Origin of the sequence: Paenibacillus jamilae (assembly GCF_050482105.1) — a bacterium.
Lineage (GTDB): Bacteria > Bacillota > Bacilli > Paenibacillales > Paenibacillaceae > Paenibacillus > Paenibacillus jamilae_B.
In genome coordinates this window covers 375,177-392,604 of the sequence record NZ_JBCNHI010000011.1, presented here as the reverse complement: position 1 = coordinate 392,604, position 17,428 = coordinate 375,177, and the positions used below count along the sequence as shown (strand labels likewise).

The window sequence follows — 17,428 nt, the reverse complement described above, 5'->3', positions numbered from 1 at the left end:
CTGCAATTAGCTGACCTGAAACGCGGGAAATAATTCGCGTGTATGCGTATTGCTGAAAATTTGCTCAAACCGCTCAGCCCGTTGTTCCGCAGGCGTTAATTTAGTTTCAAAAATGGACTTTAGCTTGTCCAGAGCTTGCTGCATTTGTTCAATCGTCGGCTCGGTCCCGGTCGCAATCAATTGTTCACGCATATTTTGCAATTCTTTATATGGAACAACTACACCCTGCTCATATTCGTCATTGTTCCAGTTCCGATTTTGGGTTGAAACAGCAATCGCGATGCAGGAGGTCACAAGCCCCAACCCATCCGGCTTGCACTCCATATCAGCATTCCGTAGCAATTCCAGACCGGAGGGATGCTCAAAGGCAAAGGATTGAGCTGTGGAAGTGATACCTGTCATTAAATTTCTCAGCACAGTTTTGGGACCGATTTCTATAAAATGATTCACGCCCTGATTCAACATGTATTGAACGCTTTTATACCATTGCACAGGCTGGGCCATCTGCGACGTTAGGTTAGATATGATATAACGACGATCTGTATAGGGTGTCGCTGTAACATTAGAGAGCACAGGCCATTGAAAACGGCCATAATCATATCTCTCCAGCTCATCCCGAAACTTGCCCGCAGCGCTCCGCATTAAATTCGTATGGAACGGAAAGCCCACCTTAAGACGAACCGTTTTGATTCCTCTACGGTTTAATTCCTCTTCGGCCTTCTCCAGCGCGGGAGTATGGCCCGAAATAACAAGCTGCTCGGAGGAATTATAATTTGCAATGCCGACCGACACACCACCTGAAGAGGCTTGCTGGCACACCTCCTCCACCTCACGCTCATGACTCCCGACTACCGCCAGCATCGCTCCTGCACCAGGGGCGACGGCTTCCTGCATCAGAATACCTCGCTGACGTACTATTTTCACCGCATCCGAAAAAGCAAGCGCCCCTGTACTGACCAATGCCGAAAATTCTCCCAGACTGTGACCCGCTACCAGGGATGGCGCAAGCTTCAATTCCTGCATCAATACCCGATAAGCAGCAATGCTCACGGTCAAAATGGCGGGCTGCGCATTAGCGGTCTGAGTCAACTCATCCATGGAACCTGTGAAACATAGGGACTTCAGATCAAACCCCAGTGCTTCTTCGGCCTCTTCAAAGGTCTCTCTCGCTACTGAATATTCATCGTATAAGCTTTGACCCATGCCTACATATTGGGAGCCTTGTCCCGGGAATAAAAAACCTAATTTTTTCATCGTTCCATCCTCCTTATAGTAGGTCAGCAATCTTGTGCAGGACGTGGACATAGGCCTTCATCAATTGTTCCGCCCAAGTCTTGTTTAGTTTTCCAGCTTGATATTCGCACAGGAACCGTACCTGCTCCGCACGCACATCCATATAAATCACCCAGTCCAATTGTCGGGTCACTTCATGTCCCGCTGGCGTGTGATTCAAAAACACACAAGGGTGAAAAGCAGATGGATCGGCGTTTCCTTCTCCATTCGGCAACATGACAGGGATCGGGTAAAGGTCTGTCTCTTTCGCTTTTTGGCGATGACTCGCAACCTCTTTGCACAGGACGCTAAAATCATCATTTTCCATCAATCGTACACGCAGTGGATACAAGCTCTCCCCGGTAGGCTGTACAGCCGTATAAACAGAAGGTTCACGTTGCATTGATGGTTTTTTATTGGGATATGGGTGTCCTTCCCCGATAAGCACTATAAGCTCAGACTGGCCTGTCATTTGTGACAATACATACGTGTAAACGGTCAGTAGCAAGTCTGATAGGGCAAAATCCTGACGCCAAACGGCTTTCTGTAACACGGTCAGCAGGTCAGTAGGTAAGGTAAAAGTGAACGTAGCCTGACCATCTGCCCCTCCAGCAGCTCGCATCGCTTCATTCCACGGAATAGAAGGTAACGGTTCGACCAAATAACGACGCCAGTAGTGCTCCTGACGCTCATAGCGTTCTTGTTCTGCATCCGTCCATGCTTGTTCTTTTTGCTGCTGTTCCAGAAAATCGGAAAGTCTTGCAATCGTCGGATAGGCGAAGCAGTCCGCCACATTGATTTTCCCTGGATAGATTTGCTGGAGACGAGCATTCATTTGAATGAGCAACACCGAATTGCCCCCCAGCTCAAAGAAATTATCGTGGATGCCAAGTTCGCTTCTGTGCAATACTTCTTCCCAAATCCGGCTGACCTGCAATTCCACCTCTGTAGCAGGTGACGCATATTCCACTTCGAGAAGAGGACGGTTATGATCCGGCTTAGGCAGCATTCGACGGTTTATTTTTCCATTCGGCGTTAAAGGCATCTCCGACAACATAATAAAATGCGACGGAATCATATATTCCGGCAGTCGGGCAAGCAAATGATTACGCAGCTCACTCACCGATAAAGTCTGTTCACCTATCCAATAGGCACTAAGAGGACTGCTCCCCTGTTCATCCGATTTGTCCTGAATGACTACAGCTTCCCGAATGCTGGGATGAGTCAGCAGCGCTTGTTCAATTTCCCCTAGCTCTACCCGGTAACCACGGACTTTGACCTGGTCATCCATGCGGCCCAATACTTCAAGCTCGCCATGGTGCAGCCACCGCGCCAGATCTCCAGTCTTAAACAGTCGCTCACCGAATCGGAACGGATTAGCTTTGAACTTCTCCGCTGTCAGTTCAGGACGCTTGTCATAACCGGCTGACAGCCCTTTGCCTCCAATCCAGAGATCACCCGCTACAAGATCAGGCACGGGCTGGAACTGACTATTCAGGATATATACTTGTGTGTTCGCTATCGGCGTACCTACGGTCACTCGCTCCAACTGGGTAAGCTCCTGCACAGTTGACCAGACTGTAGTTTCAGTTGGGCCGTACATGTTAAATATGCGTGCAGTCGTCATATCCTGTGTCTGACGTAGCAGCGACTGTGGTAAAGCCTCGCCTCCCACCATCATGATCTGCAATGTGTGCAGACCCTCTTGGGCTGCCGGGTGCATAAGCAAAAGCTGGAGCCGCGAAGGTGTCATTTGCAGCAAATGCGGGCCTGTTCGGCGAATAGCTTCCAGGAGCAGTTCAGCATTAGCCTGCTCTTCTGCTGTAGATAGCACTACCCTTAGCCCTTTTGCCAAAGGCAGCAACGTTTCCAATACAAAAATATCAAACGCGGCCGTCGTTACCGAAAAGAAGGTCTGCCCTTCAGCAAACGGAATACGCTCGGTAATCCCATAGATCAAGTTAACGATAGCTTCCTGACGAATCATTACGCCCTTCGGATTTCCGGTCGAGCCTGAGGTGAAAATCATGTACGCCAAATCGTTCGGACTCGGCTGTGCAATCTCTAGTTTTTTTCCATCCTGTCGGTATATATTCTCATCATTCAATGAAATGACTTCGCCTCTAAAATCAAGTCCTTTCAGTAACGTGTCCCGACTTATAAGCCATTGCGCTCCGCTCTCTTCCAGCATGTAGGCAATGCGCGCTGCAGGATAATCGGGGTCGATCGGCAAATAGGCGGCTCCTGCCTTTAAGATCCCGAGCATCCCTATCAGCAAATCTACTGATCGTTCCAGCAGCAAGGCAACCACCCTATTCACGCCCGCTCCTTTGCTACGCAAGGTTCTCGCCATCTGATTGGACAGCATATCGAGCTCACCATAGGTTATACGGCGGTCCCCACATTCTACCGCTATGGCATCCGGTATCCGTGCAGCCTGCTCTTCAAACAGATGATGCATCAGCTTGTCAGCCGGAAACGCAAACTCAGTCGCATTGCGAGCGACAAGAATATGCGATTCCTCCGCAGAAGTCAGCAGGCTGGCAGCATATAGAGGACGGTCTGGCTGTGAAGCCAGTTGAGCCGCCAATTCAATGAAATGCTGCGCCATCTGGCGAACAGTCTGCTCGCTGAACAGTTCCGAGCTGTATTCAAAGGTACAATGTAGTCCAGCCTGTCCATCATTGCCTTCATTCTGGGCGATTGGCTCCACGACAGTCAGCATCAAATCAAATGAAGCAAAAGAGCTTTCCAGCGGATAAGGCTTTACTTGTAGCCCTGGTATCTCCCTGCTGACATCCATAAAGTTTTGCAGCCGAAACATGGTGTCAAACAGCGGATTTCTGCTTAAATCCCGCTGAAGATGCAAGCGATTGACAAGCATATCAAAGGGATAGTCCTGATGTTCAAACGCATTCAATGCATTGTCTTTAACCTCGTTCAAAAACTGCCGGAAGGTCTTCTCCTGTACGGGAGCATTTCGTAACGCAAGTGTATTCACAAACATACCGAGCATCCGTTCCAGCTGAACATGTGATCTCCCGGCTACTGGCGTACCCACCACGATGTCCTCCTGTCCACTGTAGCGGGACAAAAATACATTGTATGCTGCAAGCAAAACCATAAATAACGTGGCGCCACTCTCCATGGCCAGCTCTCGCAAGCTTGTTGCACTTGCTGAAGGAAGGCTAAATTCCAACGAGCCTCCGGCAAAGCTCCGTTGCCTTGGTCTTGGATAATCTCCTGGCAGATTCAGAAGCGGGACTTCCTGTCCAGTGTGCTGCTCATCGAACAATCCCACCCAGTATGCTTCCTGTTCTTTCAAATGTTCCCCGCTGAGCTGTGTATGCTGCCATGCAGTAAAATCTTTATACTGAATGCGCGGTACCTCCAGATGGCTTCCTTCCATTAGGGAGATGAACTCATCAATAAGTACTGTCGCAGATATACCGTCAAAAATAATATGATGTACATCCAGCAACAGCACATGGCTCTGCTCTGCGAGTCGAACAAGCATTACACGTAAAAGCGGGGGCTGTTGCAAATCAAACGGACGTAAAAACGATTGCTGAATTCGCGGCATATCAGCCGCCGACCCTTCGGTATATTCCATTTTCCAAGCCACGTCTGAATGAATCCGTTGTACTACCTCACCCTCCAGCAAGGTAAAACCTGTCCGAAATACCTCATGGCGGAGTAGTAATGTATGAATAATACGCTCAAGCTGCTCTCGTTGGATCACACCCTCCAATTGCCAGGCAGTGAACACGTGATTACTCAAGCTTTCTCCTTCCAGCTGATGCAGTACATATAATCGTCTTTGAGCGGCAGAAACGGGGTAATATTCCTGCTCAGGCAACGGTTCGATAGAAGCTGCATGAACAGAAGTCTTCTGACGAAGTAAATCTGCCAGTTCACGAATCGTTTGATGGTCAAAAAGTTCTTTGAACGTCACATTCACTTGCAAGCGCTCCTGAATCCGGTAAATCATTTTTGCCATCTTGAGCGAATGTCCACCCAATGCAAAAAAGGGGTCCTGCACACCCACTTGCGCTATGTCCAAAATTTCTCCCCAAATAGCGGACAATTCTTGCTCCATATCGTCCCTTGGGGGTACATATTCTGTTCCTGCGAGACTTCTTCCCTCAGGCTCTGGCATATGCTTACGGTCGATTTTACCGTGAGGGGTCAAAGGCATAGCTTCGAGCGGGACCAACAGACCGGGAACCATATAGTCCGGAAGCCGTTCCTTTAGATATTCGCGCACCTCTTCTGCCGTTATTTCGGGCGACTGCAATGTGTAATAGCCGATTAACCCGGTTAATCCCGTTTCCTCGATATGTGCAATTACCGCTGCCTCGCGTATACACGGAAGTCTGACCAGCGCCTGCTCAACCTCTTTCATTTCGACGCGAAAGCCACGTACCTGAACCTGGTCGTCCTTACGCCCAAAATACTGGAATTGTCCGTCCGGCGTCTGACAGCCCAAGTCTCCTGTCCGATAGAGCCGTTCTCCAGTCAAAGGATGCGTAGTAAAGGCCTTGGCTGTCAAATCCGGCTTGCCCCAATATCCGCTCGCGAGTCCTGTTCCGCCGATACAAATTTCGCCTTGAACATGGTACCCAGCAAGCTGTCCGTCCTGATCCAGCACATACACACGAGTATTCGCAATCGGAAATCCCAGCGGAATACGTAATGTACCTTCATCTGGCTTGCGCTGAATGATATGCTGGGTCGCATAGATAGCCGATTCCGTCATGCCGTACAGATTGGCAATTTTAGCTGTACGAAAAAGGGAATACCATTCCTGCACGACGTTCACCGGAAGTGCTTCGCCCCCGTTAAAAATCCACTTTAAATTGGGCAATGGATGAGCTTCTCCCGCACTGCGGACAGCACTTAAGAAAACACTCATAAGCGCAGGAACAAATTGAGTGACTGTTACCTTTTCCCGCTTCATAAATGGATATAGCTGTGCAGGGTCCTTGACGATATCGGTGGGTACAATGGTTAATTTGGCTCCCACCATCAGCGGCCAGAACCATTCCCACACCGAGTCTGTGAAGCTGGTAGACGTCTTCTGCGCAATGACATCGTCTGCACCCAGCGCAAAGGTATCCTGCAGCCAAAATAATGTATTCAGCACAGCTTTATGGGTCATCATCACCCCTTTGGGCTGTCCCGTCGAGCCGGAAGTGTACATGATATAAGCGAGATTATCCTCACCTGGAATGTTTTCCGAATCTAGCTCATGAACGGGAATGTCTTGTACCTTAACAGGAACAAATGAAGCTTCCTGTCCTCGCACCTCACGCAGCCTAACGATCCACTCCGATTCTCCCCATACCGTTTCATCCAGACAAATGACGGTTTCAATGCTGGCGGGCAAATGGCTTAACATCTGCCCGAAATAGCGTGAATCCGTAACAAGCACGCGGCACGAGCTGTCGTTGAGCATATACTCTATTCGTGATTGCGGATAATCGGGATCGATTGGGACATAGGCCCCGCCTGCCTTCATAATCCCTAAAATAGCGGTGAGCAATGGAACATCCCGATCTCCCATAACGGCAACCAGCGAGTTGGGACGAACTCCATAACGGCTAAACAATTGGCCCAATTGGTTGGAACGAAGATGCACTTCCTCATAGGTCACCGCTTTGCTACCGTCCACGACACTAACTGCATAAGGGGTACGGGCAGCCTGCTCCTGGATGCAGGATGTAATCGTGACTCCAGCCGGATACGTCTTCTGCGTATCATTAATGCGATTCATTTCACTCCGTTCCTCTATCCCGATATAGTCCATTTTCCAAACGGGCTGCTCCGGCTCCTGAATGACACCTGCAATAATATTACGGAGGTATGCTCCAATCCTGCGCATCGTTGAAGGTGTAAACAGATCCGTTCCATAGCTGAGTGAAATGACCATTTGGTCGTTCACCGACTCCACAATCACAGTCCAGTCAAATTCATTCGCTTCCGCACCATTCCCTAGCTTGATTCGTTCCATCGGGATTCCCCCGAAGTTCTCTTCACTTTTAGACCCAGCTGCAAAATTAATCAGAACATCAAACAGCGGAGCACGATTCAAGCGACGCGGACGGTTCAATACCTGCAATAGCTGATCAAAAGGATAGTCCTGATGGGCATATGCTCCTGCGCATTCATCTTTGACTTGCTGTAACAATTGGGAAAAAGTAATATCACGTGAAATTCGATTCCGAAGCACAAGTGTGTTTACAAAAAAACCAATCAGATTGCGCACCTGCTTTTGATTACGCCCCGCCACAGGAGTACCGATAATAATGTCCTCCTGCTGAGTTAGTCGAGCCAATAACACATTCAGACTGGCCACGATCGACATAAACATGGTGGTTCCGTACCTGCGGTTCAACTGCTCCAAGCCCGTGCATAAATCCGTATCCAGAGTGACCTTTTCTACTGCTGCCGGTGCATTCCGGACGGTTGGACGCGGGAAATCCAGTGGTAATTGAAGGCTTGGTAATTCGCCGTCCAATCGGGATTTCCAGTATTGCTCCTGTGAGTTTAATTTTCCGGTAAGCACCTGCTGATTTTGCCAGTGTGCATAATCAATATACTGAATTGGCAAATCTGGCAAACGGAGGCTTGTTTCTTGCTCCAACGCCTGATAAATATGGAATAGTTCCTGAAAAAACAGATCCATAGACCAACCGTCTTCAATCATGTGATGCATACAAATATGAAAAATATAGTCGTCTTCCGCCAGCTTATAGATCTGTGCCCGCCATAACGGACTTTGCTCCAGATCAAAAGGCTGATTCATCACGGTCTGTATTTCTTTTTGCACCTCTGACCACGCTGTTTCTTCCCCTATGTCCGACACATCCGAGACAGGCACGTTTAAGGTCATTTGCTCCAGCACCACTTGCTTCGGTACACCCTCGACCACTGTAATCACCGTACGAAGGATAAAATGCCTTTCAACGATGATATGGAGGGCCTGCTGTAAGTACGCGGTATTCACGGCTTGTCTGATCCGAACGGCTACCGATTGGTTAAAGGCGCTGCTCTGAGCGTCCAGTTGGGACTGAACCCAGAACCGCTTCTGCCCATGAGACAGATCATAGGCCTGCTTCTCTCCCATGTCTAAACCTCCATCTTGTACATTATCTGAGGATAGGCTACTGCTGCTTTTCATATAACGTTTCATTGCACCAGACATACCGGGTTCCGTTCCACTCCGTTGCAGAGCGCACATCCGGGAAAAAGCCGCTGCCGAGCAGATTGGCACTGGTATTGCACAGAACTGGAATGCCGCTTAATTTTTCGTACGCATGCAGCAAATCATAAATTAGCGGATTGTCCTCCCGACTTACTGTTTGCAAGCGTGCTGTGCCATCCAGATGACGGATTGCCGGAATGCGTTCCACCCATTCGTCATTCAGCATATGGTCAAACAGCATATACGGATCGCGGGTTCCTGGCGAAAAAATAGCAGGCGCATGCTCCTCTATACAGATTGGTGAGACCGGACGATAGTCCTCCCGTTGCTTAATGGCATTCAGGCGGTCTTTCATATCCGGTCGAACGGCAGCTGCCAGTATACTGCGATTCCCCAGCGCACGTGGTCCCAGTTCCGCCCGATCATTCAGCACGACAACCGGCTCATCTGTCGTATGCAGCAGCTCTGCGAGCTGTGACACCGTACAAGCACGTGATTCCCAGCCTTCCGCTGGATCATTTTGAATGACCATCGGCCCGCTGTATACAGACCAATTCAAATGGGGATGACCTGTCTGATGAATCATCTCACAACAAGCAGCACCAATGGCCGAGCCTGTGTCATTCGTAAATGGAGAAACAAACACATCATCAAATAACCCGCTTTCTCGAATCGCACTGTTCCATTTAATATTCAGAGAACAGCCTCCTATAAAGCAAAAGTTCTTTGTTTTGCGCCCATGCTTGGCCACACTCGCCTCCAGCGAGGTTACGAGAAGCTGCTCCAAATACTGATGGAAAGACGCCAAAGCGTCTGCATGCGGAATATGATGCTCATCTACATATCGCTTGATTTCCTGGGAAAAGGTCCAGTTAAACTCCATGGAGGGTGAAAAATGCCGCGCATACGTCAACTCAAACTGTTCGAGCAGCTCTGGACGTACCCGTCCCTTGGCTATATAGGCCATAACCTTGCCCGCTACCGAAAGATCATCCACACGTGGTCCTTGCCCTCCGCGAAGGAAAGGCTCAAAATGCAGCGAAAACAGTGAATAAATGTTGCCGATGTACATGAAGAGAGGGCCCAGGTTTTCCAATTTTCCGTTCGCTGGATCAAAGTAATAAAAACGAGGGTACATACCTCCATCGTATACAAGCGCGTAAGACGGCTCCTTGTTCACCGCATAAGGGCTCGCACAATAGGTGCTGGCGATATGTGTGGTTGCATGCATATAGCTGGTATAATTGAAGGGTTTCTCTCCAATAACAAGTCCACTGCCCGAATAGGCTTGGAGTGCGTCCGCTGAAAGCGATACTTCGCGGTAAGGCGCAACCGAAAGGGACAACTCCTGCCCATGAGAACGCGTATCCACCCTGCTTTCCTTCAATCCGGCCCAGCCGTCAATAACAAACCGATCCACATCTGCCGAGGTATAGCCATGCAGGTTAAGTGCTTCTTCAACAAAATCCAAATCAGGAATTTCGCTGTAGCGTTTGTTGTTATTGAATTTTTCAACTTCATAGCTAAAAATAAGCTTGTTATCCTCAATCAAGGCTACACTACCATCATGCGTTAATTTCAGTCCGCAGAATAACATGTTCCTTTCACTCCTCACCTGTTAGCCCAACACAAATCCGTTTTATTGTTCAGCCTCAGCAAAATGACGTGGTAATACCGGAATGATATCTTCCTCTTCAGAACTGCTGCGATTGGATTCATCGATCCAACTTCCCAGCCCGGCCACCGTCGGCTCCTGAAAAAAGACCTGAATCGGCACATCTATGGCCAGCTGGTCTTTGATTTTAGCAATGACACTCATCAGCATCAGTGAATCTCCATTTTCAAAAAAGTCCTGGTGTATGCTAATTTCCTCATGTCCTAACACCTCGCCCCAAATCTGACCTAGCTGCCGTTCCGTTTCCGAATAGACCTCTCCGTCACGACCGATCAAGGTCACTTGGATGTGAGGCCGCATATGCACTCCAGTGTTGGCAAGCTTTGAGTTCGGCTGTAGTGTATGAAATAGCTCTTCTTCAAAGGAGACAAATTTAGCACCCAGCTTCACATTTCGCTGAATCATATCGTTCAGATCTTCATTAGAAGTAATGAATTGCTTCAGTTCCTGATAGGACTCCAGCAGATGGCTGTAGGCTTCTGGCTTTTGCTCGTCATGTCCCTGTGCTTGCTCTGTAATTTCCTTTGTTAAGTCTGGGGAAAAGCGAACCTTGAGCAGCGTCAGCACTTGAGCCAGCTCCTGGCTGCGAATGTTGGCGATGACCGCTTGGGTCAGCTTATATTGCAAAAGCCGATCAAACAGCTTTCCATAGTCCTCGGACGAAATCGGCTGCGATAACTTCCGTTGATCCATCAGCTCGTCCGGTATATCCCCCATCTCCAGATCCGACCAGTTGATCGCCATCATCTCCATGCCGCGACGGCTCTGATAGTGGGCATACTGATCCAGAAATGCATTCGCAGCTGCGTAGCTGCCCAAACCTGCGCCTCCCAGTTGCGAAGCTACTGACGAGAACAGTATGCAAAAGTCCAGCGTCTGCTCCTTGGTCACCTCGTTCAACACCCATGTTCCGGTCACCTTGGCTTCCATGGTTCGCTGAAATGCGGCGGTATCCATCTGTTCCAGACGAACCTCCTCCAAATGCATCGCGGCATTAATAACCCCATGAATTGGACCGTAACGTGCATGTATATCCTCAACGACCTTCTTCATGGAAGCCAGGTTCGTGATATCAGCTGCGTAGTAGCTAACCTTGGAGCCAAGGCTTTCAATCTCCAACATTTGGCGGATTTTCTTCGCAACCGCAGAAGTGTCCGGTCCCACAGCTCGTTCCTGCCAAGTTTCCCGGTCTGGAAGCTCTGTCCGATTGACCAGCACTAGCTTTACATTGGCCTGGCGGGCAAAATAGCGGCAAGTCTCCAGTCCTACCGAACCGGCTCCCCCGGCTATCAAATAGACACCGCCCTCGCGTAGCGTAATTTTGCGGTGTGGAAGGGCTGCAAGCCGCATCCGTTCCAGCTGCTGCGTATACCGCTGACCGCCACGCCATGCTGAACCTTGATCTGCTTCGTCCTGATTCAATTCCAACATGATTCCCCGAGCAATGTCAGAGTTCTCCCGTCCAATCGTTTCTACATCCATACAGCTACAACGGTGCTGGCTATATTCCTGTGAAATGACCTTCATCAATCCCCACAGAGGCGCTTTTTCCGGGAACACATATGTATCCTCCGCTACGACCAGCTGTGCGTAGTTTGAGACGGCTTTGATTTCTAACGAGCGATGAATCGAACTTGCTTGCACCGCCTTCATTAAATAAAAAAGACTTAAAGCTCCTTGCTGCTGACTTTCATTCAAATCATCAAGTTTCCGCATGCGACTGCGAATTTCGGTACATGTCCACAGATGCACGATCCCGGTAAGCTCTGCTCCACCTTGCGTTTCGGACTCTGCCACGGCTGCAAGCAGCTTGGTATAATCCTCCGCAAAGCCGGGACGAATCCGGTAATGTCCCGGGTCTACGGCCGAAAAATCAGATGCAGCCTCTACAAAGATCGGCGTTTCTCCCTGGGCCTTCATGAACTCGCCAAGTGAATCAGCTATCCCTTCTTCATCCGCCAGAATAAGCCATGACTTTCCGGTAGTACGGCGTTCTGGGAGGGTAGAAGCCGGGAGAGGACTGGCTATCCAATTCAGTTCATAAAACCAATGATCTACCTGTTTCTCCGGTTCAGATTTCATGGCTGGAGAAGTCACTTCGTGCTCTAGCGCATGCTCGGGAATATACTCCACCCAATGCCGCTTGCCTGAGAATGGATATACAGGCAAAGGAACACGGCGCCTTTGCTCCAAATCATGCAGGGCAGGCCAATTGATCTCGCTACCTTGCATATATTCATCTACAACCCTGTCCAGACTGGTATCAGGCTGCACCTTGAAGCTTTTCTCTTCACGGGTTGTCAGACGGTTATAATGAATTCTCTCTCCTGCCAAAGCTGAACGCACAGCTTCATCTGTATTTGCAAAACGCTCCAGGCCCCCCTTCAGCTCTTCAAGACTTGAAGCTACAATTGCAAGCCGATAGGCATAGTGCCCGCGTCCCTGATTGCTTGTAAAACAAATATCTGGCAGTGTATAAGTTGTACAGTCCAAAAATGTACGGTAACGGTCAACCAAAGCATTGAAGGAAGCTTTGCTCTTGGCAGACAACGTAAATACGTACGGCACGTCTACCCCACTGGTGATTTGGCTCTGCTCGTCCTGCTCATATTCTTCTAAAATGACATGGCAGTTGGTCCCTGCCAGACCAAAAGCACTGACCCCCGCCCGCCGTGGTACTCCTGTCTCCGTCTCCCATGGAATCAGCTCTGTATTCACATACACAGGCGATTCGATGAAATTAATGTGCGGATTCGGCTCGTTAAAATGAAGCGTTGCCGGTATCTCCTTCTTTTGCAATAGCAGCACCGTTTTGATCAGACCCGCAATACCAGCTGCGGTGTCCAAATGACCGATGTTTGTTTTTACCGCACCCAGAGCACAAAAATGCCGCTTGTCCGTGTAGCTGCGGAAGGCATTGGTAATGCCTTCGATCTCAATCGGATCACCTAGACGAGTTCCTGTACCGTGAGCCTCAATGTAGGTTACCGTTTCAGGGGGGATGCCCGCATTGCGCCAAGCTTCCTTCATCAGCTCCGTCTGAGCCAAGGCACTTGGGGCGGTAATACCGTTGGACTTTCCATCTGAATTCATGGAACTCCCTTTGATAACGGCGTAGATATGATCCCGATCCTTCTTGGCCTTTTCCAGCGTTTTCAGTACAATGACTCCAAATCCCTCGCCCCAGACGGTTCCATTCGCTGCAGCATCGAAGGTACGAGCGACAGAATCAGGAGAAGCAATGCCGATATCCACCAGCCCCTCATCTACAGGAAACAAGGTTAGGTTTAGTCCTCCAGCTACAGCCATGTCGCAATCTCCAGTCATCAGCCCTTTAACCGCATGATGTACAGCGGCCAAAGATGCCGAGCAAGCAGTATCAATCAGATGACTGCCGCTGGCGAGATTCAGCAAGTAGGCCACCCGACTGGCTACGACCGAAATGGTATTGCCGGGTAAAGCATAAGGCTCCATGTTCTGTATCAACTGCAAGTAGTCAGCATCCGTATCCCCTACGTACACCCCGGTCCGTGAGCCATACAATTCCTTTTCGGCGTATCCAGCATCCTCCAGTGCTTCCCAGGTAACTTCGAGGAAAATGCGCTGCAAAGGGTCCATACAACGGGCTTCCGCTGGCGTAATATTAAAATATTCCGCATCAAAACGGTCAATATGGTCCAAATACGCTCCTCTGCGATACTTAATCTCAGGCGCATATCGTTTGCCTTTAAAATAATCTCGAATAGGCCGATCTACATCTGCTCTGCGACTTTCCGGGAATTCTCTTACAGCATCCATGCCGTTTACGAGATTATTCCAAAATTCATCCGTTCCGTTCGCCCCTGGAAAACGGCAAGCCATCCCCACAACAGCAATATCATCGACTTTTACCGTTTTGGATTCATTTTCGAATAGCTCTTTTAGCATCGGCAGAGCTTCTGTTTTGGAGAGATGTTTTGCAGCCACCTGGCCTAGCAAGTAATTCTGAACCCGTTTCATATGTTATCCCTCCTTCAGATGGTCCAGCGCCCGTATAGACTGGCTTACATCCAGTGAGCCATCTTCAATTTGATCCAGCAGGCTCATGAGATCCTGATCCAGTTGTTCGTCATCCTTGGACTGATTTTCAAAATGATTCATATACGCCGCAATCGTAGGATAGGAGAATAGCTCAGCGACCGTCGCCTTGCTGCCCAGCGCGTGTTGCATCTTACGATGCAGTCGAACAATCGAGATGGAGTTGCCGCCGATTTCAAAAAAACTGTCATGGATGCCGACGTCCTCCGGACTTATATTTAAAATTCCGGCCCAGATTTTGGCCAGCATATGTTCTCTCTCGTTACGGGGCGCCACATATGCGGTTGAACGATGAACTCGCCCCTCCGGCTGTGGCAGATTTTTGCGATCAATCTTTCCGTTAGGAGTAAGTGGCATCTCTAGCAATTCCATGAAAAATCCCGGAATCATATACTCAGGTAATAATTCACGCAGGTGAGTTGTCAGATCATCCACTTCAAGCCCTTTTTCCAGCGATGTAAAATAACATAAAAGATTGGTTACACCAAACTCATCAGTTTGGGCAACTACAGCCGTTTCCTTAATCCCTGGAAAGACAGATACAGCCCGTTCCACTTCTTTCAGCTCTACGCGATATCCTCGCACCTGAACCTGATCGTCCTTACGTCCGCTGTACTCCAGGATGCCATCTGGCCGTAACAAGCCCAGATCTCCCGTACGATATAATCTTTCACCAGTTTTGGGATGCTGGGTAAAAGCCTTGTCGGTGGCTTCCGGCTTATTCCAGTACCCCGACGTCAGACCAATGCCGCCGATACAGATTTCGCCTTTGACCTCAAAGGGGCACAACTGCCCCTCCTTGTCCAAAATATAGACATTCGTATTCGCAAGCGGCCTGCCCAATGGAATACTCAACTCTCCTTCAGCCGGAGATGCGTCAATCAGGTAACAGGTTGCATAAATAGCCGACTCGGTCATGCCGTAAATGTTGGCAATCTTGGCTTCACGGAACGTGCTGTACCAGTCTCGCACCCCATTGACGAGCAAGGCTTCTCCTCCATTGAATACCCACTTTAGTTCTGGCAGCGGATGGTCTGTCTCATCGATCGGAATCGCATCCAAAAAGAGACTCATCTGGGCTGGAACAAACTGGGTAATGGTAACCTTGTCATCTCGCAGCTGTTCATAGAGCCTTTGTGGATCTTTGACCGTATCCGAACTGAAAATGGACAGCTTGGCTCCGTAAATCAAGGGCCAGAAGAACTCCCATACCGAATCGGTGAAGCTGGCGGAAGTCTTCTGCGCAATCACATCTGCTGCGGTCAGACAGAAGGTATCCTGCAACCAAAAAAGCGTGTTCAGCACTGCCTTGTGCGTCATCATGACTCCTTTGGGATCTCCCGTGGAGCCTGAGGTGTAAATCAGATATGCCAAATCATTTTCACAGGCAGGACAGTGCCATGAAGCCTTTCCCTGGCGCTCCCAATCCGACCGTTGATACACAGTCAGCTTATCTGTTTGCACCTTTGTTTCGTCGAGGCAGACAGCGGTCGTCATACTCTCTGGCAAATCTTCCAGCATCGCCTGCAGCTTGGCAGACTCGGTAATCAGCACACTACAGGCACTATCGCGCAGCATGTATTGAATCCGTTTTTTCGGATAATCCGGGTCAATAGGTACATAGGCTGCACCTGCCTTTAATACACCGAAAACAGCTACCAAAAGCTCAATCCCCCGCTCCGCTACCACCGCTACCCGCTGATTAGGCCGCACTCCTACTGCGTACAGCAGGCGGGCCATTCGGTTCGCTTGTTCCTCCAATTCGGCATATGTGATGGAAGAACCATATTCTTCGATAGCAGTATGCTGAGGGGTTTTCGCGACCTGACGGACAAACAAATCAGGAATCGTCAGCTGTTCCTCATAAGCCTTGCTGGTCTGATTCATCTCCGCAATGACGCGTTCCTCATCTGCCGATAGAATTTCAAATGCATCAAAATCCAGATCCATAGGAGCTACTCCTGAACCGGAATTGCAGCAGATCCAGCCGATTGACCTACCAAGCTATTTGTGAAAAAGTCCACTAATCGGTCTATGCCTTCGTTGTATCGCGTTGTAGAGTAGGACAGACGCAGCATTTTCGGTAATCCAAAATCAGAACCCGGCACTGTCGCCACTTGTTTGGCTCTCATTATTTGTTCCGCCAGCTCCAAACTTGTCTCAATGCCGTGCTCGTCCATGTATTTCTCACAATCAAGTGTGAAGTAAAAGCTACCTTGAGCAGGAATGGCACGTACGAGTGGAACCTCATTGAATCGGTCCACCGTATAATCCCGTCTTGCTCTGTACAGGCTGACCAGTTGCTCAATCTCTTCGGGATGCGCCAATGCTTCGAGCGCGCCAAACTGCACGACAGGGTCAGCTGTCAACAAGGTATGATGCTGTATGACCGTAAGCGGTGTGACCAGCTCGTCAGGGACGATACAGTAGCCAACGCGCCGACTATACATACGGTATCCTTTGGAGAAAGCGTTCGTCGTAATAAAAGCTGATTTGGTATCCGTCAACTCCAGCACCGAGGTGCTTCGTTCATCGAAGCAAACATTGGCATAAATCTCATCATTAATGACCACAGCCTGACCGTCGATGATTTCATCAATGGCATACAGTTCTTCTTTCGTTAAAATATTGCCTAACGGGTTGCCGGGCGAATTAATCACCACAATTTTGGTTTTATCCGTGAAGTTTTCCCTGAAGGAATCCAGATCCAGTGCCAGCGTATCCAGATTAATATCATAGTAGCGAACGTTCGCCCCCACCAATTGAGCGCAGAAATGATACAGGGAATAATACGGACGCGGCAGCAGTACCTCATCCCCCTCTTTCGCTAATAAATAAAATAAATTCCGGAACAAGGCACTGGTGCCCACATTAATCAAGATATTGTTGGGGTTAATGTCCAGATCGTAGGTTTTCTTGTATTCCTCCGCCAATGCTTCCTTTAATTCCGGCAAGCCCGGTGGGAATACAAGTGAGCTTTTTTCAAAGGTATCTAATGCATCCTTCATCGACTGAATAATATCCTCGTGCAAAGGTAGCTCGGATTTTCCCAAGGTCATTCGAATGACCTCCTTGGAGCCGTTTTTCTCAAATTCATAAGCCATTTGATCCAGAACGAACATTAAAAACCGATTGTCATAAAATTCAATAGATGATCTCAATTCCATTTGTAATTGCCTCCTTTGAATGAAACGCAC

Annotated in this window: 6 protein-coding genes; all 6 read right to left on the bottom strand. The window is 49.1% G+C overall.

Annotated elements, in window-relative coordinates:
• Positions 1-6: 6 nt before the first annotated feature.
• The 6 genes from fabD to ABEW32_RS09060 are packed head-to-tail and all read right to left on the bottom strand — an operon-like array spanning position 7 to position 17,398.
• Positions 7-1,254 carry an ACP S-malonyltransferase gene (fabD, locus tag ABEW32_RS09085; RefSeq protein ID WP_019686391.1) on the bottom strand — a complete coding sequence of 416 codons (1,248 nt, stop codon included), beginning with the start codon at positions 1,252-1,254 and terminating at the stop codon, positions 7-9.
• A gap of 13 nt (positions 1,255-1,267) precedes the next feature.
• Entirely contained in the window at positions 1,268-8,401 is a 7,134-nt protein-coding gene (locus ABEW32_RS09080; RefSeq protein WP_430186711.1) for an amino acid adenylation domain-containing protein, read from the bottom strand.
• Between the two features lie 37 nt (positions 8,402-8,438).
• The gene (locus ABEW32_RS09075; protein ID WP_430186709.1) at positions 8,439-10,076 is read right to left on the bottom strand and encodes a carbamoyltransferase N-terminal domain-containing protein; all 1,638 of its coding nucleotides are present in this window, start codon (positions 10,074-10,076) and stop codon (positions 8,439-8,441) included.
• Positions 10,077-10,118: 42 nt separating this feature from the next.
• Positions 10,119-14,153, bottom strand: coding sequence for an SDR family NAD(P)-dependent oxidoreductase (locus ABEW32_RS09070; protein WP_430186707.1), 4,035 nt, complete (start codon positions 14,151-14,153; stop codon positions 10,119-10,121).
• 3 nt (positions 14,154-14,156) lie between these two features.
• On the bottom strand, positions 14,157-16,181 hold the full coding sequence (locus tag ABEW32_RS09065) for a non-ribosomal peptide synthetase (RefSeq protein WP_430186705.1): 2,025 nt from the start codon (positions 16,179-16,181) through the stop codon (positions 14,157-14,159).
• A gap of 5 nt (positions 16,182-16,186) precedes the next feature.
• Entirely contained in the window at positions 16,187-17,398 is a 1,212-nt protein-coding gene (locus tag ABEW32_RS09060; RefSeq protein WP_430186703.1) for a pyridoxal phosphate-dependent aminotransferase, read from the bottom strand.
• Between the last annotated feature and the right edge of the window lie 30 nt (positions 17,399-17,428).

What these genes read in the sequence shown, in the direction of transcription:
- fabD (WP_019686391.1), bottom strand. Translation starts at nt 1,254, where the DNA reads ATGAAAAAATTAGGTTTTTTATTCCCGGGACAAGGCTCCCAATATGTA.
- ABEW32_RS09080 (WP_430186711.1), bottom strand. Translation starts at nt 8,401, where the DNA reads ATGGGAGAGAAGCAGGCCTATGATCTGTCTCATGGGCAGAAGCGGTTC.
- ABEW32_RS09075 (WP_430186709.1), bottom strand. Translation starts at nt 10,076, where the DNA reads ATGTTATTCTGCGGACTGAAATTAACGCATGATGGTAGTGTAGCCTTG.
- ABEW32_RS09070 (WP_430186707.1), bottom strand. Translation starts at nt 14,153, where the DNA reads ATGAAACGGGTTCAGAATTACTTGCTAGGCCAGGTGGCTGCAAAACAT.
- ABEW32_RS09065 (WP_430186705.1), bottom strand. Translation starts at nt 16,181, where the DNA reads ATGGATCTGGATTTTGATGCATTTGAAATTCTATCGGCAGATGAGGAA.
- ABEW32_RS09060 (WP_430186703.1), bottom strand. Translation starts at nt 17,398, where the DNA reads ATGGAATTGAGATCATCTATTGAATTTTATGACAATCGGTTTTTAATG.